Source organism: Chitinibacter sp. ZOR0017 (assembly GCF_000799095.1).
GTDB lineage: Bacteria > Pseudomonadota > Gammaproteobacteria > Burkholderiales > Chitinibacteraceae > Chitinibacter > Chitinibacter tainanensis.
On the sequence record NZ_JTLG01000021.1, the window covers coordinates 250,504 to 276,383 of the forward strand.

Sequence of the window (25,880 nt, forward strand, 5' to 3'; positions counted from 1 at the left end):
CAATTGACCTCGCCCGTGCGCGCTTAGGCAAAGACCTTTTTGCCGTTGCGCACAAATGGCATTTTCACCACGCGCACCTCAGTCAGCGTGCCGCGCAAATCCACCTGCGCACTGTCGCCAGTGGCGGCGGGTACGCGAGCAATGGCCACCGAATGCTTGAGCGTGGGCGAGAAAGTGCCGCTGGTGATCACGCCTTCGCCAATGCCAGGAACCACCACTTTCTGGCCTTCGCGCAATACGCCACGGCCTTCGAGCACGAGGCCCACTTGTTTCATGGCAACGCCTGCCGCGCGTTCAGCTTCAAGTGCGGCGCGGCCGATGAAGTTGCGCTCGCTTGGCTCCCACGCAATGGTCCAGCCCATGCCGGCTTGCAGGGGCGAAATAGTTTCGTCCATGTCGTGGCCGTACAGATTCATACCGGCTTCCAGACGCAGCGTGTCGCGCGCGCCCAAGCCGATGGGCGCGACGCCCGCGCCGAGCAGCGCTTTCCAGAATAGTGGCGCTTCATCCGCTGGCAACATGATTTCCAGGCCGTCTTCCCCCGTATATCCAGTCCTAGCGATAAACCAGCCTTCTTCAACGCTGCCAAACGGGAAACCTTGGAATACTTTCAGGCCTTTGATCGTGCTTTCCCACTCTTCGTGCAGCACTTTGCAGGCTTTTTCGATGGCGTTCGGGCCTTGGACGGCGATCATGGCCAGCTCGCGGCGAACGGTCAGCACCACATCGCGGCCTTCAGCTTGCTTGAGCATCCAGGCGATGTCTTTATCGGCCGTACCAGCGTTCACCACCATACGATAGCCGTAATAGGTGCGGTACACGATCAGATCGTCGATGACGGTGCCTTCCGGCGTGAGCATGCCCGAATACAGCGCTTTGCCGTCAAAAGCGAGTTTTTCAACGTCGTTGGCGATTAGGGTGCGCAGCCAGTCTTTGGCCTCAGTACCGGTAATGTCGAGCACGCACATGTGCGAGACGTCAAACATGCCGGCGTCGGTGCGAACGATTTCGTGTTCTTTAAGTTGCGAGCCGTAGTGGATCGGCATCGCCCAGCCGGCGAAATCAACAATCTTTGCACCAGCGGCCAGATGGGATTCGTAGAGCGGCGTGGTCTTGGGGGTTGCGGTCATCGTGGACTCCATAGGGTATACCCTCATAGGCCGCTACTTTATTGATGTAGCGGGCAACACCCCTCTGTCCTGTCACCTGAGATTTTCCGGCCAGCACAGCTGGCCGTTGAGCCCTTCGGTGGTTGCCGCGGGCATCGACCATGCCGGGCAACACTCTCCAGAGTATTTGAGCTCAGCTGAGCTCGGTGCAAGCAGTCCTTCTACCTGAGCGATTCGCGGGTGCCATTGCGCCTTCGGTGGTATTTGTTTACAGACAAATACACTCTCCTGCTTAACGGGCTGGATTATCGGGGGAAGTAGCAGGCTTGGCAAGCCGCAAACGCGAAAAATCGGCCACAACAAGATAAGCGCAAAGCGCGGTAGCTAGCCCTGCAATGGCATCGTAAGCTGCTTGGTCAAAATGGCCTGATTTTCTTCCTGAAAACCGATTTTTCGGTAGAAGTAATAGGCCGGCACGGCGCGAGCCGTGTTGAGAAAAGTCCAACCATAGCCTTGCGCGAGCAAGCGCTGCTCATATTCAGCAAATAATCGCTGACCTAAGCCCTGCCCTTGCAAGTGCCCAGCAATGCAAAACTCTTTAATAAAAAAATGCCAGTCCTCAATCCAGCGCTCGCCCCAGCCAAAGGCCAGGCCTACCGGCTCATCATCGGCCCGCATACCCAAGCCATAAAAACGTGGGAACTGGCTAAACGCAGCAAAGCGCTCTAGCACGGCCTCAATCAGCCAACCATCACACCATGGTGCGGCATTAAACACCCGCAAATACAGCTCGGCATACGGCGCCAGATTGGTGGAATTTAAGTCTTCAAACTGTAGTTGCATCGCCCCTCATTTGCCGGCACCGGGCTTTAGCGCCACAATGCCCTACTTACACAAACCCACAGTGTATCGAAACCTAGGCTAAAAATGCTGCCGATCATGCTACGCCACCCACTCAAGCTATGGCCACGCTTACGGCCAGCCCTGCTCCCCGCCCTGTTGCTCGGGCTACTTGGCCTCGCGCTGCTTTGGCATGGGCCGATACAGCAATTGCCTGATTATCATCATTTTGCCGATCGGCGTAGCTGGCTGGGCCTGCCCAATGCCGCCGATGTACTCTCCAATCTTGGCTTTGCGCTGGTTGCGCTTTGGGGCGGCTGGCGACTGAGCCGCGCCAATCCGGCCCACCCGGCCTGGCGGGCTTATGCGCTGTTTTTTCTGGCACTGCTGCTCACCGCCGTAGGTTCGGGCTGGTATCACCTAGCCCCAGACAACACCCGGCTGGTGTTTGATCGTATCCCGATTGCACTGGCCTGCGTGGCTCTGCTCGCCGCGGTCTGGCAAGACCAATACGGGCGAACTGGGCACGGTGGGCTGCAAACGCTGGCCTGCTTGCTGCTGGCGCTACTGGCTTACCTGAGTGTGTGGTGGTGGCAAAGCACCGATGTACCGCTACTGGCGCCGGCCGCCGGCGCACTGTTAGCAGCAACACCAGCCCAGCCAGCGGGGCTGGGCGATCTGCGGCCGTATCTGCTGCTGCAGATTTTGCCGCTCATCCTCATCCCGCTTGTGCAGTGGCAGGCCGGTAGCCCCGCCCGCCAACGCCGCGCGTTTGCCTTGGCCATCGCGCTGTATATCGCGGCCAAAGTGGCAGAGCTACAAGACCATCAGCTCTTTCATCAGCTGCAATGGCTTAGCGGCCATACGCTCAAACACTTGCTCGCTAGCCTCGCGGCGCTGGTTATTTGCTGGCAAATGACGCTGGCCGAGCCGCCGCACAATTAGCCGCATTTGGGCAGTAAAACTCATTCTCCTTTTGCTATGCTGCAAACAGCTTAGCCCTAAGGATGCCCCGCATGAGTGTGAGCCCGGCCAAGAAAGTACTGATTGTTGATGATGATGCGATCCAGCGGGTCTTGCTGAGCAATCTACTCAGCCCCCACTATCAAGTATTTGCGGCGCCCGATGGCCGTGCCGGCTTGGCGCTGGCCAATGCTGAATTGCCTGCCGCGGTGATCTCTGATGTGTGCATGCCCGAGCTGGGCGGGTATGAGCTCTGCCAGCAACTGAGTAGCAGCGCCGCCACCGCGCATATTCCGGTGTTGCTGATTTCTGCCGAAGAAAACATGACCGAGCTACTGCGCGTTTATGATGCCGGCGGGCAAGGATTTATCACCAAACCGATCCACCCCGGTGAGCTACTGACTCAACTGGTGCATATTTTACAGCTGGCCGAGCAACGGGCCGCGCTCGAACAGCAACTCAATTACGCCACCAGCGCAGCATTTACAGCCATGAGTAGCATGAGCGAAACCGGTACGCTGATGCAGGCCGTCACGGGCTTACCCGGTAAGCATAACGAGCAAGAAGTATTGAGTCATTTATTAGCCATGCTGGCCGAATTTGGCCTGAGCGGCGTCGTGGCCATTCACACCGCACACAGCCAGCTGTGCCAAAATCAGACTGGCGAAGCCAGCCCGGTTGAGAAAGCCATCTTGCAGCAAATGCGCAGCATGGAGCGCATTATGCAGTTTAAGCAGCGGCTATCGATTCACTTCCCCAATGTCAGCCTCTTGGTCACTAATTTGCCGATCAATGAGCCCGATCGCGCCGGCCGCTTACGGGATCACTTAGCTATCATGCTCGAAGCGGCGCAGTGCAAACTCGATGCATTTAGTATGAAGATGGATGTGGAAGAACAAGGCAAGCTGATTTCCACCGCCCGCGAGCTCGTGCAAACCCTCTATCAAATTCAGCAGCAACAACGCAGCAGCAGTGAAGAAAAAGTTGCCGTGATCAGCCATAGCCTGATGGAGCTAGAGCATTCACTTACCTCGTTCGGCCTCACCGATCAGCAAGAAGAGAATCTGCTGCGGATTGTCCGTGAATCCTGGGACAACCTCTCCAACCTCTACCAGCAAGAACGTACGCTGCAGGAAAAGCTCTCCGGGCTGGCAGATAAGCTCAATCAGATTTTGTAGTTTCTCGCACGAATCAGTAGAGAAAAGTAGATCAGCGGCAGCGAATAAAAAACCAGCCAAACGCCTGAAAACATACGTATTTGGTTAGCGAAAAGATACCGATATTCGTTTTCGGAGATAAAACGAATAATCTCCCCCTTATTAACAAGGCAGAACTGCCCATTAATAATCTTAGGTAAACCGTGGCCAGCCACGCCAAGTGTAAAGAAAAAACTAGCAATTACATAAAGGAATATTATAAAAACCGGCACAAAGACCAAAACTGGAATTCCGGATAGCAGGTTAGACAAACTCATTTCTGATTTTTCATAGTTTCTAGCGTATTTAACAAGGCCGATGAACAATGGAAAAATAAGCACATGCAGCAACCAAAGCTCCGGAATTTGAATTATTGAATGCCACCGGACAATCGCAGCAACGTGGAAAAATAGCGCAGCTAAAAAACCTAAGAGGGCCATCGTTTTAAAGATTACCAGCACTGGCATGCATCCTTTTTCAAGCATTAGCCAGTAACTGATGCAAGCCATACAGCGCCAGCCCAATCAAGCCGCCCACCAGCGTGCCATTCAAGCGTACAAACTGCAGATCTATGCCCACATTCACCTCCAGCCGCTCGACCATCACTTCGTCATCCCACGCTTTAAGCTGCTCAGCAATAAATACCCCGATTTGCCGGCGATAGCGTTTCACCAGCTGGCCGGCGGCGACGCGAGCGTGGCGATTTAGCCAATCGGATAGGCTGGCGTCTTGCGCCAAGCGTTGGGCCAGATGCGTGAGGCCTGCAGCGAGCTTTTGCCGCAGCAGCGAATCGGGCGTGTTGAGCCCTTCGGCCAGCCAGGCCACCACGCGCAGCCAGATCTGATCGAGCGTCGCCAGCAGCGTGGGGTCAGCCAGCAGGCGTTGCTGCGCGGCGCGCAGGCGTGCTTGTAGCTCGGTATCGGTGCGCAATTGCTCGATTAGCTCAGCCAAGGTCTGATCGACATGCTGGCGCAGCGGATGCTGCGGCGCATCGCGCATGGCCTGCACTTCACGCGCGGCGGCATGTACGAGTTTGCGCGCCAGGTAGCGCCCACCGGCTTCATCCAGTGACAGCCATTTGAGGTAATCCAGCTCCGTGGCAATCAAATGCGCCAGGTGGTTTTGCAGCCGCTGCTGCGTGGTGGGGTGATTAAGCTGCTCATCAAGGTGGGCCAGCACCGCATCCACTAGCTGCTGGTGCGTACCGCTCTGGCGGATATAGCGCAAGATTTCGGTGGTGGGCGGTAATAAATCCAGCTTGCCCAACTGATGATGCAAAAGCTCACGCAGCCGCGCCTGCATCGCGGGCTCAGTCAGGCTTTGCAAAATATAGTGCAGCAGATTGGCCAGTTGCTCGGCGCTGGCCGCCGCGTGTTCGCTTTGCTGCAGCCACTGGGCGAGCCGGGCGGCGGGGTTAAATTCGCTTACCTTCGCCATGATGCGCTCGGTGGAGAGAAAGTGCGCCTCAATAAATTCGCCAAGGCTATCGGCAATGCGGTGTTTGTTTTTCGGGATAATGGCCGTGTGCGGGATCGGCAGATTCAGTGGCTGGCGAAATAAGGCCGTGACCGCGAACCAGTCGGCCAAGCCCCCCACCAACGCCGCTTCAGCAAAGGCCTCGATATAGCCAAGCCAGCCCCAGTGCGGATACAGGCTGCGCAGCCAAATCATCCACAGCAGCAGCGCGGCCATCAGGACCAAAAGACCGGTAGCGCGGTGTTTCATGCTGGCGAGGCGTTGGGTTTTACTGGCCAGCGCCAGTGTGGCGGGAGTGGGCATGCGGCAACCTACGGCACAACTAGAAACCTTCAGTGTACGCTGCGGGCTGCGGCTTGTCTTGCGATGGGCTTACGTACAGATACCCCATCCAGTATTGCCCCACAAAGCATGCTAATAAATGGCCGCATGACAATACCCCTAGGCAAATTGATACACCCTACCATGCACATGGCGCGCCCACCCGCGCCTAGCGCAGCCATTCAGCCAGCCCAGCCGTCGCGGCTAGACTCAGGCCGCGCAAAGAGTTGGGCGGGGTAGATTGGCGCATTACACCAAGCGCACTTTCACCGGCTTGCCTTTCAATTTGCCCTGTCCATTGCCTAAACGTTTGAGCACCGACTGCACATGGCGGCGCTCGATGGCCACGTAGGTTTGAAATTCAAACAGATCAATCTTGCCAATCGCGTCGCCCGGCAAGCCACCATCGCCGGTTAAGGCCCCGACTACATCGCCGGGGCGCACTTTCTGTTTGCGGCCAGCATCAAAACACAAGGTTGCCATGCGCGCAGGCAGCGCAAATTCACCGTCGATGGTCAGGTCTTCAATGCGCCCCGCCGGAATGTCGGCATCCAGATATTCGGCCACTTGCCGCTGGCGCTTGGCCTGACTAGGGCTCACCAAACTCACGGCATAGCCTTTTTTACCGGCGCGGCCTGTACGGCCGATTCGGTGCACATACACCTCCGGGTCGTGCGGCAATTCGTAATTCACCACCAGCGCCAGGTCTTTGATATCCAGCCCACGCGCGGCCATATCGGTGGCCACTAGAATCGGGCAGCTACCATTGGCAAATTGCACCAGCATCAGATCGCGATCGCGCTGTTCCAGCTCGCCATGCAGGGCAATCGCGGCAAAGCCGTCTTCCACCAGCGATTCGGCCAGCGCCATACAATCGGCGCGGGTATTACAAAACACCACGCTGGAAGCCGGCTGATAATGGGCAAAAATGCGTTTCAGTAAATCAGGCTTGTCGGCGTTGTCTTTCACTGCATAGGCGGCCTGCACGATATATGACTGATCGTGCAGCGCTTCCACGGTCACTTCCACCGGGCTGCGCTGAATGCTGGCCGATAGTTTGCGAATACCCTCGGGGTAAGTCGCGGAAAACAGCAGCGTTTGCCGCCATTTGGGCAAAAACGAAATCACATCGGCCACTTCGCCGCCAAAGCCCATATCCAGCATGCGGTCGGCTTCATCCAACACCAGGGTGCTGACATGCTTCACGCTCAGGGTTTCTTTGTGCAAATGATCTTGAATCCGCCCTGGCGTGCCCACCACCACGTGCGTACCATGCGCTAGCGAGGCGGCCTGTGGTGCCAGCGGCGTACCGCCACACAGGGTGGTGATTTTCAGATTGGGCAAATGCCGGCCAAGGCGGCGCAAATCTTTACTGACCTGATCGGCCAGCTCGCGGGTGGGGCACAAAATCAGCGCTTGCGGCTTAAATAGCGTGAGGTTGAGCTTATGCAGCAGCCCAATCCCAAACGCCGCCGTTTTGCCGCTGCCGGTTTTGGCTTTGGCGATCAGATCGCGCCCTTCCAGCACCAGCGGCAAGCTGGCCGCCTGAATCGGGGTCATGCTGGTGAAGCCCAGCGAGGCCAGATTATCCTGGCATTCAGCCGAGAGTACATCGAGGGTGGAAAAAGGGATCGCTTTAGCCATAGGGTACCGCCTTGCAAAAAACACCGGTGGGTTGCACCAATGCAAACGGCCTTGGTTATGGAAAAACCAAAGCCGTTGGGTAATAGATTGATTGGGCGGGATTTTACCTGAAAAACCGCCCCAGCGGGATCAGGCGCCCCAGAGCGCGCGCAAGAGATAAAACACCAGCATGCCCACCGCAATGGCCGCCATCAGCCGGCGGGTGCGCGCCATAATCAGCGCCGTAGCCAGCATGCCCCACAGCGCGGGGTTGGCCAGCGTCCAGCGCCAGCCGGTCGGCCCGTGTAGCACTTCAGGTAAGACAATGGCCGTGAGCACCGCCACCGGCACAAAAGCCAGCGCCTGCTGCACTTTTGCCGGCAGGCGCGCCGCCATGCCGGGGATAAACCCCAGCACGCGCAAGCCATAAGTCACCACGGCCATGCCGACTAGCATCAGTATAATTTCGGGAATACTCATTGCCAGTATGCTCATCAAATGCTTTCCTGATCAGGCTTTGTAGGCAATACCCCAGCAGAGACCACACCACCCCGATTCGCCACCAGCATACCGGCCCAAATCCCGGCCAGCACCGCCAGCAGCAAACCCAGCTTATAAGGTAATGATAAGGTCAGCAGCGAAGTCAGCCCCGCAGCCACGCAAGCGGCGATTTGTGCGCGATTAATCAACAGCGGCACCACAATGCCGGTGAAAGTAGCCACCATGGCAAATTCCAGCCCCCAGCTCGCCAGGCTCGGCACACTCTGCCCGAGCAGCACCCCGGCTATGGTGGAAAGCAGCCAGCTGCCGCCATTACACAGCCCCGAGCCCAGCATAAACGCCCCCAAGGGCTGCACTTGCTGCTGGCGCGCCAATTGCATGGCCGCAAAGGTTTCATCGGTGAGGAAATACGCCAGCCCGGCGCGCTGCCAGAAAGGCAAAGGCGCCAGCTCGGCATGCAGGCTGGCGCTGTAAAGCGCATGGCGCAAGTTCACAATCAGGGTGGTGAAGACAATCAGCGGCCAGCCCGCGCCGCTGGCGAGCAAACTCACCGCCAGAAACTGCGCCGAGCCGGCATACACCAGTAGCGACATCGCCACCGCCGCCCAGCCGGGCAAGCCGGCGCTAATGGCCAGCGCACCAAAAATCAGCCCGAACGGCGCCACACCCATTTGCATCGGCAAGGTGGCCTGAAAACCGGCGCGCAAGGCGGCACTTGCAGAATGCGGGGCCGGCAATTAATACCCACCCAGCGTAAAAGCCGGCAGGCTAGATGAAATAATAATCAGCAAGCAATACCCCATTTATTGCGCCAATAGCGCTTGCTTGAGCTCTTCCGGCACATTCGACAGCACCAGCGTATCGCTGTATTTATCGTAAATCACCGCCCCGCTGCGCAGGCTGGCGCGATCAAATTCCACTTTCCATTGCGGCGCATTGGCCTTAAAGCGCATCAGCGGTTTGATCGCCCGCCGATCAGGCACGAAACCATCATTAATGCCCAGCTCTTCGTTTTCTAGCGCAGCCTGCAGCTGGGCTGGCGCGGTGGGGAAAACCTGTTCGGCAACCGTCGCCAGCGCTACTTCACCCTGCCCTTCGCCCAAGGCATCCAGATAGCTGTGCGCGCGCTGAAAGAGCTCATCGCGCTCATCGCCGGCAATGGCTTGCTCATTGGCAAAGGCTTCCAGCCCTTTCACGAGTTTCTGGGTTTCTTTGAGCGGGGTTTTGACATCAAGGCAGCCTAGAAACTGCTTGAAATAGCCAGCCACATCACCGCGCCCACGCAAAAAGCTCACATAGCGCTCGCCGCCCGCCTGCCAGCTACCGAGGTCAATCCGCCCCGCCACGCGCAAATGCTGCATATCCAGGTGAATGCTATCAACCACCTGCAGCTCATCATTCACCGCCGTGCCAATCACTTCGCTCAACAGCGCAATAAAAATAAAGCGCATCGCCGCGTTATTCACCTGCGCCACCAGCACATAGCCACCACTAGCCAGTGGCTCGGCCTCCATGCGGGTTTGCAGCTCGGCCATCAGCTCGCGAGAAAAACCGGTGAAATCGAGGCTGTGTGCCTGACTAAAGCGGCGGACCAGTTGCGGCATCACCATAGTTTCATCGTCAGCAAACTGGCCAAAGCCTTTGCCATTGCGCGTGCCATACTGCTCGCACAATTGATCCACCAGCCGCTGTGCCGCCGGGGTAATCGCCAATGCAGCCGGCGCCAGCGCCACTCGCGCCGGGCCATTGGGCTCTTTGTGCAGTTGATGAATAATCAGGTGTTCAATGGTATTGAGCGACATGGCAGCCCACCGCAATGCAAAAGCGCTATTGTCCATGCTTTAGCGCGCGGCGACCAGTCGGCGGTAGCTGTCGTCGTTCAACGAGCAGCGGCAAGTCAGCCATGGCCGAAATTGCAGAGTGGGCGGCTTGATTGCAGGGCCAGCAACCAGACTACTGCGGTTTGGGCGATCGCCCGAGGCTCAGGGCGCTGGGGCAGCTTGGCGTGCCCGTTGCCACAGCGCGGCGCAGTCGCGAATATGGGCTTCCCCGAGCATGCGCATGGCGGTGTAGCTTAAGCCGGCCGCGACCACGGGGCCCAATAGCGGCACCCATTTGGCCGCCTGCTTGCTCACCAGCCGCACGCCAGCGCGTTTGAGCGCCAGCATAATCAGCGCTTTGCTGGCATACCGGCCGATCAGCGGATTACCCAGTTGCCGCGCCAGCTGCAGCAGCCACTGCTGCTCGCTGGCGCTAAATTGCTCAACTTGCGTGGCGGCCAGCCCAAATTCACGATTGATGGCTTCTACCATTTTAGCCAGAATGGCCATATCGGCGGCAACATCCAGCCCCGGCACCGGCACCGCAGCGAGCGCTCCCGACAATAGCGCCTGCGATTGAATCATGGCACGGGCGCGGGCCATGGTGGCGGCCAATTCGTCCTCAGTAGGCAGGACCAACAAGGATTCATGAATTATCTCGCTCATTTACATCTGGCTCCGGATGAGGCGCAAGCGCGCGTCGGCAATTTACTGGGTGATTTTATCAAACCGGCCTACGCCGGGCATTTACCACCGGCGCTGCAGGCCGGCTTACGCCTGCATTTGCAGATCGACCAATACACCGATCAGCATCCTTTGATCCGCGCGGCGCGGCCTTGGTTCCACCCTAGCCGGCAGCGTTTTGCCGGGATTTTGCTGGATATTTTCTTTGATCATTTTCTGGCCCGCGATTGGGGCCAATGGCATCCGCAGCCGCTGACGACGTTTACTCAGCAAGTGTACGCCGAGCTATTTAGCCACTGGGATTATCTGCCCCCGCGACTGCAACATAATCTACCCGCCATGCAGCAGGAAGACTGGCTGGGCGGTTATCGCGAGCTGGCACGCATTGAGCGGGTGCTGGCCGGCTTTGCCCGATTTCGCCTCAGCCGCCCGACGCCGTTTGCGGCGGGGTTTCTGGATCTGCAGGCCAATTATGCGGAGTTTGGTGCGCTTTTTCAGGCGTTTTACCCGCAATTGCAGGCGCATGTAGCGCAGCTGCTAGCGCCTCAGGCCGAATGCGGAAATTCGCCCAAGCAAGCCTGATTGCGCCCCTTTTCCTTGGCCAGATACAGCGCGGCATCGGCCGCAGCCACCAGCCATTTGGGTGAAGCATCCAGCCGCGGGGTAATGGCACACACGCCCACACTTACCGTCACCGTGGGCATGCCGTCTTCGCGATCAGGGTGGGCGATCGCCACCCCGGCCACCTGATCACTTAACCATTGCCCGACCGACAGTGCATCGGCAGGGCCTATGGCCGGCAGAATAATCGCAAACTCTTCTCCGCCGTAGCGGGAAACAATTTCGCCAGGCCGGCGCACACTGCGCGATAAGCACTGCGCTACCGATTTGAGGCAATCATCGCCCGCCTGATGCCCTAGTTTGTCGTTAAAACGCTTGAAATGATCGACATCGACCATGGCCAGCGCCAAGGGCATTTGCAGGCGTAAATGCCGCCGCCATTCCTGCAGCAACACTTCATTAAAGTGCCGGCGATTAAACACCCCGGTCAGGGCATCCAGATTCACCAGCGATTGCAGATAGCGGGTTTGCTGATTGAGCAGCAGATGGGTTTTCACCCGCGCTTTGACCACATCTTCGTTAAATGGCTTACTGACAAAATCTACCGCGCCGGCACGCAGCGCTTTGATTTCGTATTCATCACCGCGGTGGGCGGTGATGATCATGATGGCACTATCGAAATTGGGCTGATGGCGCAGCGCCCGGCAGACTTCGTAACCATTCATGCCCGGCATTTCCACATCAAGCAGAATCAGATTGGGGTGCAATTGCTGCGCCAGCAGCAGGCCCTGTTCACCATCACTGGCACAATGCACTTCGGCGAGGCCTTCAACCATGGCGCTGAGCATTTTCTGATTGAGCGGGCTGTCATCCACAATCAAAATGACGCCGGCCTGGGCGCGCCGCAACACCATGCTTTACTCCGGGTCGGGCAGTTGCTGGCGAATCGCCACAAACTCGGGATAGGCGGCCAGCGCCACATCCACTAAATGCGGATCAAAATGCTTGCCGCGTTCGGCTTGCAGTAGCGCAATAATGTCTGCATCCGGCCACGGCTCTTTGTAAGAGCGGCGCGAGGCCAGCGCATCAATCACATCAACCACCGCCATAATGCGCGCCTCTAGCGGAATCGCCGCGCCAGCCAGGCCGCGTGGGTAACCGCTACCATCCCATTTTTCGTGGTGATCGCGGGCAATGATCGCCCCCATTTTGGCAATCACCCGCTTGGTGTTTTTCAATAGCTGATAGCCGTGATCAGCATGGGTTTTCATGATTTCCCATTCCTGCGCATCGAGCTTGCCGTGTTTATGCAAGATGGTTTCCGGGATCGCGATTTTGCCAATATCGTGTAGCGGCGAGGCATAGCGGATGGTTTCGCAGTAGTCTTGCGGCATATCGAGTTTATGCGCCAAGAGCTCACACATCAGCGCCACGCGCCGCACATGCATGCCGGTTTCTTTCGAGCGCTGTTCAATCGCATCGCCGATGACTAGCAACAACTCTTTTTGCGTTTCCTGGATATTTTCTTTGGTGTAGAGCGATTCGAAAATCAGCGCCACATTGCTGGCAAACATTTGCAGCAAGCGTTGCTGCAATTCATCCAGCGGCTGGCAAAGGCTGGCATACAGCACATTGGTAGCATCGGTGCCGACTTCAAAATTGGCCAGAAACGCATAATCCGGTAGCTGATTCTGGCCGCCATCACACATAAAATTGACCAGCTCGCGCACATGATCGGGTAGCGAGGGGCCATTGAGATCGTCGGCGATATGGATATTTTCACCCGTGGCGGCCAGCACCGTATTGACCTTATCGCCATATAAATCAGTCGATTGCGAGACCAGATACACTTCGCTGGTTTGAATATTCAGTAGATCCAGTAATTGCTGCAGTACGGCCGAGCCAAACTGATGCAAGGTGCGGCTGCGTAATACGGCTTGTGAGGAGGAAATGACTTTTTCCATCCCTTGCTGGGTATTGCTGATGGTGATGATGTCGCGATAAGAGCGGATCGCCGCATAGATACAGGTTTTGAGCTTGATATTGGTGAGCTCGGTTTTGGCTTTGTAGTCGTTGATGTCATATTCCTGAATCACGACTTCTTCCGGGTGCTGATTGGGCTGGCCGGTGCGCAGGATAATCCGCAAGGAGCGGTTATTCATTTCCGAGCGGATTTTCTCCACCAGCAGCAAGCCGGCCTCGGGCGACTCCATCACCACATCGATAAACGCCACCGCCACATCCGGATGCTGGCTCAGTAGCTCATAGCCGCTGATTCCGCTATCGGCGTACAGCAACTCCAGCGGGCGGCCATCGACCTTCACCCGCGCCAGAGAGAGCCGGGTCACTTCGAAAATATCGCGTTCATCGTCGATGACGGCCACTTTCCAAGGGGGGAGTTTTTCTTCCCCTTGTCGTGGGGCGTCGTCCAGCAGGAAGTCCATTGCGCGCTGTATATGAAGTTTTCTAACACTTCAGCATAGTCGCCTACGCGCAAAAAGCCATGCAGTGGCGGCCAAAGGCGCGCTAGCTGCGCTGCATGGGCTGATAGCTGATGCCGTTCTCGCTGGTTTGCTGGGCGGCGATTGGCATAAAGCCATAGCGCATATAGGCCATCACGCTATTAGGGCTGGCATTTACACTGCGCAAGGGGCACACCGCGTCGGCGGCGCGAATCAGCGCGCGCCCCACCCCGCGGCTTTGCAACTCGGGCAACACAAACAGCAAGGTGATATGCCCATCACCCCGCACTTGAATCAGGCCGATGATCGTATCCTGCACCAAGGCCACCCAGGTGGCGGCGCCGGCCGCATCGCGGGCGCGGATTTCCGGGGCGCTGCAAATGGCCGCAATAGCCGCAGCGCCTTGCGCGCTCTGGTATTGCACCGCCAAATGCTGAAACGAGGCCCAGGCCACCGTGGCGGCGGTGTCGTATTCATCAGCCTGAATCGGGCGGACTGTCAGCGCCATTAGCCGGCAGTCCCACCGACAGTCAGCCCGCCATCGATGCGCAGCGTCGGTTGGCCCACGCCCACCGGTACGCTCTGGCCGTCTTTCCCGCAGGTGCCGACGCCCGGATCCAGCGCCATATCGTTGCCGATCATCGACACGCGTGTAAGGACATCCGGGCCGTTACCGATCAGAGTGGCACCTTTGACCGGATACAGCAGCTGGCCGTTTTCTACATACCAGGCTTCGGCCGCCGAGAATACAAATTTGCCGCTGGTGATATCCACCTGGCCGCCGCCAAAATTCACCGCATATAGCCCGCGCTCCATCGAGGCGATAATCTCAGCCGGCTCACACTCACCATTGGTCATCAGGGTATTGGTCATGCGCGGCATCGGCAGATGGGCGTAGCTTTCGCGCCGGCCATTGCCGGTAATGGCGGTATTCATCAGCCGGGCATTCAGGCTGTCTTGAATATACCCTTGCAAGATGCCATCTTCGATCAGCACCGTGCGCTGGGTTGGATTGCCTTCATCGTCGATATTCAGCGAGCCACGGCGATCTGCCAATGTGCCATCGTCCACCACTGTCACGCCCGGCGCCGCCACGCGCTGACCAATCCGGCCGGCAAAGGCCGAGCTGCCTTTACGGTTAAAGTCGCCTTCCAGCCCGTGGCCAATCGCTTCATGCAGCAAAATACCTGGCCAGCCATTGCCCAGCACCACGGTCATTTCGCCGGCAGGCGCCGGGCGGGCATCAAGATTGAGTACGGCCTGATCGACGGCTTTTTTGGCGTAATCCAGCAGCACGGCATCGGTGAAATAGGCGTAATCAAACCGCCCGCCGCCGCCCGCGCTGCCCTGCTCACGCTGGCCGTTGTGTTCCACAATCACATTGATCGACAAGCGACACAACGGGCGTACGTCGGCCGCGCGATGCCCATCATGCCGCGCGACATAAATCACTTCGAATTCACTCGCCAGGCTCGCCATCACCTGCACCACCCGTGGATCGAGGCTGCGTGCGATTTGCTCCACTTTCTCCAGCAGGGCGACTTTGGCGACTTCATCCAAGCTAGCGAGCGGATCTCTAGGGGTATAGAGCTGCAAGCCTTTTTGCTGATAGGGCTGTGCGGCAATACCCTGCCCACCTTGCCGGCCAATCGCCCGCGTGGCCAGCGCAGACTGAGTGAGCGCCGGCAGGCTGATGTCATCGGAATAGGCAAACGCGGTTTTTTCGCCACTGACGGCCCGCACGCCCACGCCCTGATCAATATTAAAGCTGCCGGATTTCACAATCCCTTCATCCAGGCTCCAGGCTTCGGAGCGGCTGTATTGGAAATACAAATCGGCGTAATCCACCTCGTGTTGCATGATTTGCCCCAACACCTGCTGCAAAGCAGCTTCATCCAGCGCAGCCGGGGCCAGCAGCTGGCGCTCGGCAAGGGCAAACGGGTCGAGGTGGGCGGCATCAAACGAAGCAGGCATGGTCATCCTTTACAACAGTTAGTTTTAGCGCGTGCCGATCCGGCGCGGCGCAAAGTGAACATTAAAGCACACGATGGCGCAGGGCCGGCAAAATTGTCCGTACCCGGGCGGCCTGGCTGGCTTTCAATTCGGCCAGCACCACCCCTTCGCCCGTGGGCAAGACATCCAGCACCGTGCCCCACGGGTCGATCAACATGCTGTGGCCAAACGTGCTGCGCCCGCTGGGGTGAGTGCCGCCCTGACCGCTGGCCACGACAAAACACTGGTTTTCAATCGCCCGCGCCCGCAGCAGGATTTCCCAGTGCGCACGACCCGTGGTGGCGGTAAAAGCCGCCGGCACCACCCAGATATCCACCTCACCGGCCTGGCGAAATAGCTCGGGAAAACGCAGGTCATAACACACCGCCAGTCCGAGACGGCCAAAGGGTGTGGGCACAGTCACCACGCTCTCGCCAGGGCGAATGGTGTCGGCCTCCTGGAAACATTCGCTGCCATTTTGAAAACCAAACAGGTGAATTTTGTCGTAGCGCGCCACGCATTCACCCGCCGGGTTGTACACCAGACAGCTATTCATCACCCGCGCGGGCTCCTCGCTGCGCAGCGGCACCGTACCGCCCACCAGCCAAATGCCGTACTGCTGAGCCATGCGGGCCAGAAATTGCTGAATCGGGCCGCTGCCGTGCACCAAGGGCTGTGGCTGGTAGTCTTCCTGCACGGCCAACTTGTCGGTGTCACGCTCGCCCATGATGGCGAAATATTCCGGCAGGGCCACACATTGCGCGCCGGCCTGCGCCGCCTGAGCGATCAACGCGCCCGCCCGAGCGAGATTGGCCGCGACATCCGGGCCGGAGATCATCTGAATACTGGCAAATCGGCAGCTTTGCATACCCCTACTCCGTATTGCTTGATACACCAATTAATCTAATGCTTTGTGCAAGATACCCGAGGCAATATCTTTGGGCTTGGCCGGCTGTACGCCAACCTTGCGAATTTTCGGCTCGCTCATACTGCCTTCGATCTGAAATTCATATGCCACCAGTTCGCCCAGCGGATTATCCAAGGCCGATTGCACCGCCAACGTCGCCAGACCCGCCAGCGGGTTCACCACCGTCACCCCCAACGCGACCGCGCCACTGATACTCGGCACAATCCGCACCCGTAAATTCTGGGTATTGGCGATAAAATTGGCATCGCCAGTAAAGCGAATTTTGGCCGCCGGGCTGTCGATATGCAGATTATTGGTGCGCGCTACGCCTTGCTCGATCAGTGCATCGCCGCGAATGCGATCAAACTCTAAGCCATTACTAAACACATCACTAAAGTCGAGTTTCAGCCGGCGCGGCAAGGCCTGCAGGCTGAGCACCGATAAAAAGCGCCCCACGCCGGGGTCTAATTTCAAAAACTGCCCTGCGCCGACATTGAGCGCCAGCTTGCCATTCACACTACTCCAGCGGGGCGCCCACGGTGCGCCCTGCCATTGCCCTTCACCCTGCAATTGCAGCGGCGCATCTTTCAGTGCCTCGGGATAGCCCAGGCGCTTGAGTAATTTGCCGGTGTTTTCCGATTCGATCCGCAGGCTGGCCTGGGTTTTCTCCACGCTGCCTTGCTGCAACCACGCGCCAGAGAGCTGCACTTCGCCATCAGCATTGCGCAGGCTCAGCTCATTAAAATCAATGCCATTGGCTTGCGGTTTGCTATTGATTTTGAGCGCACCAAATTCAACGCCATTCACGCGAAAATCACTCGCAGTGAGCTGCAAAGCTGGAAAGCGCTGCCAGGTGGGCAATAGACTTTCTTCCACCGCCGGCGCCACCGTGAGCGCGGCGGGGCGCAGCCGCTCGGCAGTCGGTACGGTTTTGAGTGGCAGCCAGAGTTTACTGAGCTTGGCCTGCACCAAATGTTGCGCTAGTTGCCAGTTCACCTCACCGCTCATTTGCTGGCTTTGCAGATGGGCTTGCACGGCTTTGGGCTGCAACAGCGCGTTCAGGCGCACATCGGTGAGACGCTGGCCCCAGATATCCAGCTCATCAAACCCCACATTTTGCAGCAAGATCGGCGGCAAATTACTCGCACCCGAGCTAGGGCCCTCACTCACGCCGGCCAGCGCCAACCAATGCTCGGCCGAGAAATTGGGCCAGCTGCCGGCAATCTGGATGCCTTTGGCCTGCTCAGTCAGCTGCGCCTTGGCCGCTGGGCTTCGAGCATGGCCTAAATTCAGCTGCCCGCGCAGCTGGCTGGCTTCGTCGCCAATGAGCAGCGCCGCATTCAGCGCCTGATCGTAGCTAAATTCCAGCCGCGATTGGCCCTGCTGATCGGCCAGCCGTAGTTTAAACGGCCGCCGCTGGCCTTGGGGTTTGGTGAGCGGCGCAGGCAGGCTGATGGCTGCGCCGGCTAGATCGGAATTCAAATTCAGCTCGAAATGCGCAGGGCTGACGGCCAGTTGGGCCTGAAACGGCACCATGCCTTTTAAGCCCGTCGCCAGTGCTGGCGCGTATTCCTGCATCGCACGTTGCACATCGGCGTCGCCTTTAAGCTGCAGCTGCAGATCACCATTGCTGGCATTCGCGCCGCTCAATTGCACCTGCCCACCCAGCGCCCGCGCGCTGGATGGCAATACTTTTAATTCATGCTCGGTAAAGTGCACTTCGCCGCGCGCCTGCTCGAGCACCGGAATGCCGGCGCCGAAATCCAGCCGGTTGCCAGCAAAGCGGTATTGCCCATCGACCTGAGTACCATCGATATTCTCCACCGGAATATCCAGCCGCAAGCTCAGCTCACCATGGCCTTGCGCCTGCAGGCGATCCAGAAAGCCATTCATGGCCTGCCGTACCGGGCTTTTGGCCACAAACTCAAGATAATCGGCCGTTTTACCGCTCACCTTGCCGGTGACCAGCACATGCGGGTCGTGATCCAGCTGCGGAATATCGACCTTCACCTCGTGCAACTGGGTGCCAGTGATGTTGCCCTGCTGCGCCCGCACTTGAAGCGCGGTGCCCTGAATTTCCACCTGGCCCTGGATACCGGTGATATCCGGCCAGTCTGCCCCATAATTGAGCGTGACATCACGCGCATCGGTCAGCACCCGAAACAGACCACGCTGGGCCGCCGGCGTGTTGGCAGGATACGGAAAATCAGCCACTTCGCCGCGCCAGACAAACTGCGCATTGCGCGCCTCACCACCCTTAAGCGAATCTTTCAGCCAGTGCAGCACATCATCGCCGATCTCCCGCGGCAAGTAGGCATGCACCCGATTGGCAGCCAGTCGCGCTATCGTGGCTTGCAGATCCACCTGCCCAAGCCCTTGCCCCGGCCAGCGATAGCTGGCTTTGGTATCCAGCGCCAGATCGCGATTGCTGGCTTTCAGCCCCTGCAATTGCAGCTGCCAGCCCTGGCCTGCGCGTTGCCACTGCCACTCGCTGGCCAAGCGATCAAATTGCAACCCTTCGCTAAACTCGGCGGGATAGCTGATTTGCACGCCATCCCCACCCAGTTTGAGGCGGCCACTATCAGGCTTGAATTCGGCATCTAGATTGAGGTTTTGCCAGGCCAATGCGCCCGGCAACTGGCTGGCGCTGAGATTGCTGGCCGCAAGCTCACCCTGCAGGCTGCGCCAGCTCGGTAGCGGCGCGCCAGCGCGCCATGGCCAATGCCCGGGCCAGGCTAGTTGCAGCTGGCTCAGCTCGCCCCCCAGTTTGGCATTGCGCCAGCTCGCCAGCTGCGCCGGCAGATAAGCTGCATAGGCATTCAAGCCGGCCAATTGCCATGCGCTCGCGCGTAAACTCTGGCCATCGGCATCACGCTGCCAGTTTAACTGACAGCCATGACATAACACGCCACTTGTGCCCACAATTCGTTGGCCACGCAGAGTAAAGCTTTGCTTTGCACCTTGCTGCTGCCAGCTAAATTGCCCGGCAAATTGCGGCAAGCTAAAGGTGGGCCAATGTGCAAAACGGATTTGCCAGTCACTCAACTGCAGGTCAGCATCCAGCCCGGCCAAAGCACCTTCATCCAGTTCAAATTCCAGCTTCAGCGCGCCTTTGCCACTGGCAAATTGCGCCTGTGGGCTCAGAGGCGCCAACCAAGGGGCCAGGCGAGCCAGATCAGCCTTGGGGAGATTTAAGGCCACGGTGCCAGACCAATCGGCCAGATCACCCACGTCATCGCCATTGAGGCGTGCTTGCAATTCCAGCGGGGTATCCAGCAGTTGCTCGGGGCGCAAGCGTAGCAACCAGCGATGACGACCAAACCAGTTGTGCATGGTGAGCTGCAGATCGCGGGTGTGTAATGCCGGCCACAGCCCACGCGCATCGCGCAGCTGCAAGCGCCCCTGCCGGATTTCCACCTCGCCCTGCGCAATCAGCCAATTCAGTAATTGATGGTCGCCCGTATCGCTATGATTTTGCGGCAAGGTAATGCCACCAATCTGCCACTGCCCATTGGCCAGCCGGGTGATCACCAAATCAGGTGAGAGCAAAGTGAGCGAGCTGAAATGCAATTGCCCCAAGGCCAGCCGCCACCATGATAAGGCGCCCTGCATACGGGCAAACTCCAGCGCCACCTCGCCGCGGCTATTGCGGGCGGTAAAAGACTCCAGCGTGAGCTGCGGGCGTATCCCTTGCCAGCCACCGCTTAAGCGGCCAATCTGGATCGGCAAGCCGGTACTTTGACTCAGGCGGGTTTCCAGCCAGGGTTTATAACTATTCAGCCGTGGGATCAGCCAGGTTTGCCAGCCTAGCGCCAGCAGCGCGAGCAAGAGCAGCGCGCTGAGCAAACAGCGTTTTAGCCAGCGCAGATGCCAGGCAGAAAAGCGGGCCCCCAGCGTTTTGAGCCGGGTCAAAAAAACCATGGACATCCTGAATCCGCAGCGGACACCGTACCCGCGCCACAGCCGGCTGTGATACGGTAATGGGAGAAATAAAAAGGCCTGCCATTTTAACCTGAAAACCGGTGCCCCGATGACTGAACCCGCCACTGAAGCTGTCTTTGCTGCCGAATCTGAAACACCCACGCTAGCGCATCCGCTGTTGGAGCGCCCATTGGCGCATAGCCGCTATTTGCAACGGCTACTGAATTGCCACCCCGAGCAGCTTGCCCCACTCATCACAGAGCACGCAGCGCCATTTGATCGGGCGGCGATGCAGGCTTGGCTTGCCTGCCAGCAGTGGGATAGCGATGAATCACTAGGCCTGATATTGCGCCGCTTGCGTCAGGCGGTGATGGCGCGGCTAATTGTGCGTGAACTCAATCAGTTATCCGATCTCACCGAGGCGATGCACACGGTCAGCGACTTGGCCGAAGCGGCCGTCGAAACCGCAGTCAGTTGGGTCAGCCAGCCAAGCGAGCGCTATGGCCAGCCGATCGGCGAAGAGACCGGCACGGTGCAGGAACTGATCGTAGTGGGCATGGGCAAGCTCGGCGGGCGCGAGCTGAATGTATCCTCGGATATCGACCTGATTTTCATCTACCCGGAAGATGGCGAAACCAGTGGCCCGCGGCAGATTAGCAATCACGAGTATTTTGTCGGGCTGGGCAAACGGATTATCAAACTGATTGGCGAGCAGGACGCTAATGGCTTTGTGTTTAGGGTGGATATGCGCTTGCGCCCGTTTGGCGATTCCGGGCCGCTAGTGAGCAGCTTTGCCGCGCTGGAAAACTATCTGCTCACCCAAGGCCGCGAGTGGGAGCGCTACGCCTGGATCAAAGGCCGCGCCCTCACCGGCGACGCCGAAGGACTGATGCAGCTGGTGACGCCATTTGTGTATCGCAAATACCTTGATTACGGTGCTTACCAATCAATGCGCGAGCTGCATAGCCAGATCCGCCGCGAGGTTGAGCGCAAAGACCGCCTAGATAATGTGAAACTCGGCCCCGGGGGTATCCGCGAAATCGAGTTTATTGGTCAGGTGTTCCAGCTAATACGGGGGGGGCGTAATAAGACTTTGCGCTCTCGCGCCGCCCAAGGCATTTTGCGCGCGCTGCAAGAACAGCACCATTTACCGCAGGAAGTCGAGCAAGCCCTGCAAGCGGCGTATGTGTTTTTGCGCGATGTTGAGCATCGCATTATGTATCTGGATGACGCACAAACCCAGATGCTCCCCACCACAGCCGAAGATCAAGCCCGCCTCGCCAGCAGCATGGGCTTTGCCGACTGGGGCAGCTTTAAATCTGCCCTCGATGCTCATCGGGCGATTGTTAGCCAGCATTTCGGGGCGATTTTTCAGGCCAGTGATACCGATACCCCCGAGGGGGATCGCTCTAGCGATGCAATTGATGCTTTTGCTGATGACAATACCCCCCGCTATACGCAATTAGGCTATCAGCAAGCTGCCGAGCTACAGCGCCGGCTGAGCGCCATGCAAGAGAGTGGCAAATATCGGCAAATGCCAGAACGAAGCCGCCGCCGTCTGGAAGCCATTTTGCCAGCCTTAATCACCACGGCCGCCGCGTGCAGCAATCCCGATGCCACCGTGATGCGGGTACTGGATTTACTGGAGGCGGTCAGCCGGCGTGAATCCTATCTGGCGCTACTGGCCGAGCACCCGCAAGCGCTCAAACGCTTGGTGGATCTGTACAGCGCCAGCCCGTGGGTATCCGGCTACCTCACCCGTCACCCGCTACTGCTGGATGAGCTATTAGACGCTCGTTTACTCGAGCAAGCTCCCGATTGGCCGGCGCTAGGCCAGCAACTGCGCCGTGAGATGCAAGACCTGAGCGACGACACCGAAGCCCGCATGGATGCGCTGCGGCATTTTCAGCACACGCAGATTTTCCGGCTGGTGTGCCAAGATTTGGCCGGCCTGTTGCCACTGGAAAAACTCTCCGATCATTTATCCGATCTGGCAGATTTAATTCTGGCCGTGACGCTGGAAGAGGCCTGGCGTGACCTGCCGAATAAACACCAAGCAGCCCCAAGCTTTGCCATCATTGGCTACGGTAAATTAGGCGGCAAAGAATTGGGCTATGCATCGGATCTGGATGTGGTTTTTTTGTACGACGACGAGCATCCTTCCGCCGCCGAAATCTACGCGCGGCTGGCCAAACGGATTGTCAATTGGCTCAGCACCCTCACCTCCGCCGGCATGCTGTACGACATTGACTTGCGCCTGCGCCCCAACGGCACGTCTGGCTTGCTAGTGTCCACCGTGGCCGCTTTTGCCGATTATCAGCGGCAATCGGCCTGGGTGTGGGAGCATCAAGCCTTAACACGCGCCCGCTTTAGCGCCGGCGCCACGGCGATTGGCGACGCTTTCGAAGCCATCCGGCAAGCCATCTTGGGGCAAAGCCGAGATCTTGCCGCTTTGCAACAGGAAGTGGTGGGCATGCGCGGCAAAATGCTGGAAACCCACCCCGCCAAGGGGCAGGATGTGAAGCATTTACGCGGCGGCATTGTGGATGTGGAGTTCATCGTGCAATACCTGATTCTGGCCTATGCCCACCGCCAGCCGGCTTTGCTGGCCAATAGCGGCAATATCGCCTTGCTGCAGGTAGCTGCCAGCCACGGCTTACTCCCCGCCGAGCCAGCTGCGGCCGCGCAAGTGGCCTACCGGGAATTACGCCGTTTACAGCATCAGCACCGCCTGAACGGCACCGAGCTGCCAGCGCAGCGCATCGCGGCTTTGGCCGAGCCCATGAGCGCGGTTCGCACGCTTTGGCAGTATTTGTTTGGCCAACCGCTAGAAGGCTGAGGTGGCCAAGGTAATAAAAAACGGCGCTACTCGCGCCGTTTTTTATTTTTGATCTCAATTGAAAAGCGTTTATTTGGCAAACTCGCCAAAATGCACAGCCGCTTTACCGCTTGGCATATAAGTCGCTAACCAGTCGGTTTCCTGCTTAACGTGATCCATCAGCAGCACCACGTGGCGTGGATCGATGTCATTGGCGAACCAGAATTCCTTACGCCACACAGCATTACTCAGCTCAAAAAACTCGCCGCCGGGTGTGGTTTCATCCAGAGAAGGCGCCCGCTGGCTGTAATCGCAACGCGCCAAGATCTCGCTCAGCGGGCTTAAAGCGTGCACGACCTCAATCACAAAGGCCGACATGGTGGGCGACATCTGCTGCAAGTTGGCATAAGCCGCGGTTTTTTGCTCTAGCACGCGGAATTCTTCCCGACAGCAGCAAGGGCAGATAAAATCTTGCGCACTCTCGATCAATTCGATGAGATGCTCCTTACCTTCTTGAGCATCCGGCGCCGAAAAAATCGTGACCACATTTATAGACAACTTCGGTTTTCACAGAAAGCATGCATAAAACCAACAAATCTCAACAAATTGAGCATACCATTTTTTACTGAATTAACACTGACCTTTCAGTTCTTTTAATCTACCGCCGGTCGTTTCTGCCACATGCTAGACATTTTGTATCGTGATCCCGAGCTGATCGCCATTCACAAACCCAGTAATTTGCTGGTGCACCGCTCAGAGCTGGATTATCACGAGACCGAATTCGCCCTGCAGCAATTGCGCAATCAGCTGGGCCAGCATGTGTATCCTGTCCATCGCTTGGATAAAGCCACTTCAGGCGCGCTACTGTTTGCGCTCAATCCGGAAATGGCACGACGGATGGGGGAGGCCTTTGCCACGCGGCAGGTGCAAAAATCTTACCTTGCCGTAGTCCGTGGCTGGCCACCGGCCAGTGGCGAAATTGATCATCCACTGAGTATTCGCGCCGATGAGCTGCCCCCTGAGCTCGCAGCGGGTGCCAGCAAAGCCCCGCAAGCAGCCCAAACGGCGTTTCAAACCTTGGCACAATTCGAGCTGCCCTGGGCGGTGGATAAATACCCCAGCAGCCGCTATGCCCTCGTGGCCTTGCAGCCCCATACCGGGCGGAAACATCAGCTACGCCGCCATATGAAGCACTTACAGCACCCCATGATTGGCGATAGTACATATGGTAAAGGCCGTCACAATCGGGCTTTTGCCGAGGCATTTGAAGTCGATCGGCTGCTGCTGGCTTGCACCGGGCTGGCTTTCACTCATCCGCGCAGCGGGCAAGCCTTGGCGATTCACTGCCCGCTCGCAGCGGATTTTAGTCATGTTCTGGCGCAGCTGGCAGCGCTGCCACTGCAGCCTGATCTCCTCTCACTGCTGAAGCAGCAGGGGATTGGGTTTCTCCCCGCCCAAGCCAGTGCCCCCCGTAACCAGCGCATCTACGTCTAAGCCATAAAAAAAGCCCGTGCAAGCACGGGCCCAAGGATGATGAGCAGGCAGCACGGGCTACCCGCTCAGGCAAATTAACTAGGCAATACGCAGTTCGGTTTCAGGATCGAACAAGACCGCTTTTTTTACATCCAGCACCAGCGGCAGTGTTGTGCCCGGGCCGCTAGCGGCACGTGGGTGTACGCGGGCGATCATCTCCACCCCGTTGACCTCGCTATAAATCATCGTATCCGGCCCAGTCGGCTCCGTGATTTTTACTTTGCAGACCAGTGCATCCGGGGTGTTTTCTACGTCCCATTGCTCGGGTCGCACCCCCAGAATCACCTTCTGCCCAACCCGCTCTTTCAGCCCGGCTCGATCTTGCAGAGCGATGAATTTGGGGGCCTCAACACCTTGCAAGGTCACACCCACCTGGCCGTTTTGCTCCACAAGATGGCAAGGCAGGAAGTTCATTGAGGGTGAACCAATAAAGCCGGCCACAAACAGATTGGCGGGGCGCTCGTAAATATCCTCGGGGCTGCCAAACTGCTGAATCACACCGTCTTTCATCACCGCAATTTTGTCACCCAGCGTCATCGCTTCGATCTGATCGTGTGTCACATACACAATGGTGGTTTTGAGCCGCTGATGCAGTTGCTTGATTTCCACCCGCATTTCGACCCGCAGCTTGGCATCCAGATTTGAAAGCGGCTCATCAAACAAAAACAACTTCGGGTTACGCGCTAGCGCGCGGCCCATTGCCACCCGCTGCCGCTGCCCGCCTGACAAGGCCGAGGGCTTGCGATCGAGCAGATGATCGATTTGCAGCATTTTAGCTACGCGGGCAATCACCTCGTTTTGCTCGGCCTTTGGCACACCGCGCGTTTCCATACCGAAGGCGATGTTTTGCCGCACATTCATGGTGGGATACAGCGCATAGCTTTGGAACACCATGGCGATATCGCGATCTTTGGGCGCGACTTCATTAACCACACGATCAGCGATACAAACCTCACCACTGGTCGGGCTTTCCAGGCCGGCGATGATATTCATCAGCGTCGATTTTCCGCAACCCGAAGGGCCAACCAGAATCAGAAATTCGCCCGCTTCGATATCGATATTGATCCCTTTCAGGATGTGGGTATCACCAAAACTTTTGGTGACATTCTTGATGGCTAAAGCGCCCATAATTGTTTCTCCATCTGCTTGCACA

The 25,880-nt window shown here is 57.9% G+C and carries 22 protein-coding genes and 2 riboswitches; of the genes, 5 read left to right on the top strand and 17 right to left on the bottom strand.

What is annotated here, in order from left to right; translation table 11 throughout:
- Positions 1-23 precede the first annotated feature (23 nt).
- Both gcvT and L991_RS08160 read right to left on the bottom strand, forming a co-directional pair.
- The gene (gcvT, locus tag L991_RS08155; protein ID WP_047393902.1) at positions 24-1,130 is read right to left on the bottom strand and encodes a glycine cleavage system aminomethyltransferase GcvT; all 1,107 of its coding nucleotides are present in this window, start codon (positions 1,128-1,130) and stop codon (positions 24-26) included.
- A gap of 54 nt (positions 1,131-1,184) precedes the next feature.
- Positions 1,185-1,301, bottom strand: a riboswitch (glycine riboswitch).
- An 11-nt stretch (positions 1,302-1,312) separates the two neighbouring features.
- Positions 1,313-1,410: riboswitch (glycine riboswitch) on the bottom strand.
- An 83-nt stretch (positions 1,411-1,493) separates the two neighbouring features.
- Complete coding sequence (locus L991_RS08160; protein WP_047393905.1) at positions 1,494-1,952, bottom strand: GNAT family N-acetyltransferase; 459 nt, start codon at positions 1,950-1,952, stop codon at positions 1,494-1,496.
- Positions 1,953-2,048: 96 nt separating this feature from the next.
- On the opposite strand from L991_RS08160, the gene L991_RS08165 reads away from it, so the two are divergent.
- Positions 2,049-2,894: a hypothetical protein gene (locus L991_RS08165; protein WP_156129026.1), complete on the top strand. Its 846-nt coding sequence runs from the start codon at positions 2,049-2,051 to the stop codon at positions 2,892-2,894.
- Between the two features lie 71 nt (positions 2,895-2,965).
- The gene (locus tag L991_RS08170; RefSeq protein WP_047393909.1) at positions 2,966-4,090 is read left to right on the top strand and encodes a PleD family two-component system response regulator; all 1,125 of its coding nucleotides are present in this window, start codon (positions 2,966-2,968) and stop codon (positions 4,088-4,090) included.
- Here the strand turns inward: L991_RS08170 and L991_RS08175 are convergent.
- From L991_RS08175 to L991_RS08205, 7 genes are all read right to left on the bottom strand, one after another.
- The gene (locus L991_RS08175; protein WP_197053839.1) at positions 4,078-4,575 is read right to left on the bottom strand and encodes a hypothetical protein; all 498 of its coding nucleotides are present in this window, start codon (positions 4,573-4,575) and stop codon (positions 4,078-4,080) included. The genes L991_RS08170 and L991_RS08175 overlap by 13 nt on opposite strands.
- A 10-nt stretch (positions 4,576-4,585) precedes the next feature.
- Positions 4,586-5,887: a DUF445 domain-containing protein gene (locus tag L991_RS08180; RefSeq protein ID WP_052190736.1), complete on the bottom strand. Its 1,302-nt coding sequence runs from the start codon at positions 5,885-5,887 to the stop codon at positions 4,586-4,588.
- A 267-nt stretch (positions 5,888-6,154) separates the two neighbouring features.
- On the bottom strand, positions 6,155-7,549 hold the full coding sequence (dbpA, locus tag L991_RS08185) for an ATP-dependent RNA helicase DbpA (RefSeq protein WP_047393914.1): 1,395 nt from the start codon (positions 7,547-7,549) through the stop codon (positions 6,155-6,157).
- 129 nt (positions 7,550-7,678) lie between these two features.
- Positions 7,679-8,023, bottom strand: coding sequence for an AzlD domain-containing protein (locus L991_RS08190; protein ID WP_197053840.1), 345 nt, complete (start codon positions 8,021-8,023; stop codon positions 7,679-7,681).
- Positions 8,023-8,766 carry an AzlC family ABC transporter permease gene (locus tag L991_RS08195; protein WP_231550510.1) on the bottom strand — a complete coding sequence of 248 codons (744 nt, stop codon included), beginning with the start codon at positions 8,764-8,766 and terminating at the stop codon, positions 8,023-8,025. Before L991_RS08195 ends, L991_RS08190 begins: the two co-directional genes overlap by 1 nt.
- Before the next feature lie 66 nt (positions 8,767-8,832).
- A complete protein-coding gene (locus L991_RS08200) occupies positions 8,833-9,831 on the bottom strand; it encodes a nucleoid-associated protein (protein ID WP_047394259.1) in 999 nt (332 codons plus the stop codon).
- Between the two features lie 180 nt (positions 9,832-10,011).
- Positions 10,012-10,515: a hypothetical protein gene (locus L991_RS08205; RefSeq protein WP_052190737.1), complete on the bottom strand. Its 504-nt coding sequence runs from the start codon at positions 10,513-10,515 to the stop codon at positions 10,012-10,014.
- On the opposite strand from L991_RS08205, the gene L991_RS08210 reads away from it, so the two are divergent.
- Positions 10,498-11,115, top strand: a complete 618-nt coding sequence (locus tag L991_RS08210) for an ACP phosphodiesterase (RefSeq protein WP_047393916.1) — start codon at positions 10,498-10,500, stop codon at positions 11,113-11,115. The genes L991_RS08205 and L991_RS08210 overlap by 18 nt on opposite strands.
- Here the strand turns inward: L991_RS08210 and L991_RS08215 are convergent.
- The 6 genes from L991_RS08215 to L991_RS08240 form a co-directional block, all read right to left on the bottom strand.
- Positions 11,079-12,008 (bottom strand): diguanylate cyclase, encoded by a 930-nt coding sequence (locus L991_RS08215; protein ID WP_047393919.1) that lies wholly within the window; start codon positions 12,006-12,008, stop codon positions 11,079-11,081. The genes L991_RS08210 and L991_RS08215 overlap by 37 nt on opposite strands.
- Positions 12,009-12,011: 3 nt before the next feature.
- Complete coding sequence (locus L991_RS08220; RefSeq protein WP_034618669.1) at positions 12,012-13,538, bottom strand: HD domain-containing phosphohydrolase; 1,527 nt, start codon at positions 13,536-13,538, stop codon at positions 12,012-12,014.
- Between the two features lie 82 nt (positions 13,539-13,620).
- Entirely contained in the window at positions 13,621-14,064 is a 444-nt protein-coding gene (locus L991_RS16510) for a GNAT family N-acetyltransferase (protein ID WP_051258683.1), read from the bottom strand.
- Positions 14,064-15,536: a metalloprotease TldD gene (gene tldD / locus L991_RS08230; protein WP_374749641.1), complete on the bottom strand. Its 1,473-nt coding sequence runs from the start codon at positions 15,534-15,536 to the stop codon at positions 14,064-14,066. The genes L991_RS16510 and tldD overlap by 1 nt, the downstream gene beginning before the upstream one ends.
- 55 nt (positions 15,537-15,591) lie before the next feature.
- Positions 15,592-16,416 (bottom strand): carbon-nitrogen hydrolase family protein, encoded by an 825-nt coding sequence (locus tag L991_RS08235; protein WP_047393921.1) that lies wholly within the window; start codon positions 16,414-16,416, stop codon positions 15,592-15,594.
- Positions 16,417-16,446: 30 nt separating this feature from the next.
- Complete coding sequence (locus L991_RS08240; RefSeq protein ID WP_081986586.1) at positions 16,447-20,382, bottom strand: YhdP family protein; 3,936 nt, start codon at positions 20,380-20,382, stop codon at positions 16,447-16,449.
- A 103-nt stretch (positions 20,383-20,485) separates the two neighbouring features.
- Between L991_RS08240 and glnE the strand changes: the two genes are divergently transcribed.
- Entirely contained in the window at positions 20,486-23,215 is a 2,730-nt protein-coding gene (glnE, locus tag L991_RS08245) for a bifunctional [glutamate--ammonia ligase]-adenylyl-L-tyrosine phosphorylase/[glutamate--ammonia-ligase] adenylyltransferase (RefSeq protein WP_081986587.1), read from the top strand.
- Positions 23,216-23,284: 69 nt separating this feature from the next.
- Here glnE and L991_RS08250 read toward each other — a convergent pair whose 3' ends face one another.
- Entirely contained in the window at positions 23,285-23,752 is a 468-nt protein-coding gene (locus L991_RS08250) for a hypothetical protein (RefSeq protein WP_156129028.1), read from the bottom strand.
- 123 nt (positions 23,753-23,875) lie between these two features.
- On the opposite strand from L991_RS08250, the gene L991_RS08255 reads away from it, so the two are divergent.
- Positions 23,876-24,688, top strand: coding sequence for a pseudouridine synthase (locus tag L991_RS08255; protein WP_081986588.1), 813 nt, complete (start codon positions 23,876-23,878; stop codon positions 24,686-24,688).
- Positions 24,689-24,766: 78 nt separating this feature from the next.
- Here the strand turns inward: L991_RS08255 and L991_RS08260 are convergent, their stop codons facing one another.
- Positions 24,767-25,855, bottom strand: coding sequence for an ABC transporter ATP-binding protein (locus tag L991_RS08260; protein WP_047393930.1), 1,089 nt, complete (start codon positions 25,853-25,855; stop codon positions 24,767-24,769).
- Positions 25,856-25,880: the final 25 nt, after the last annotated feature.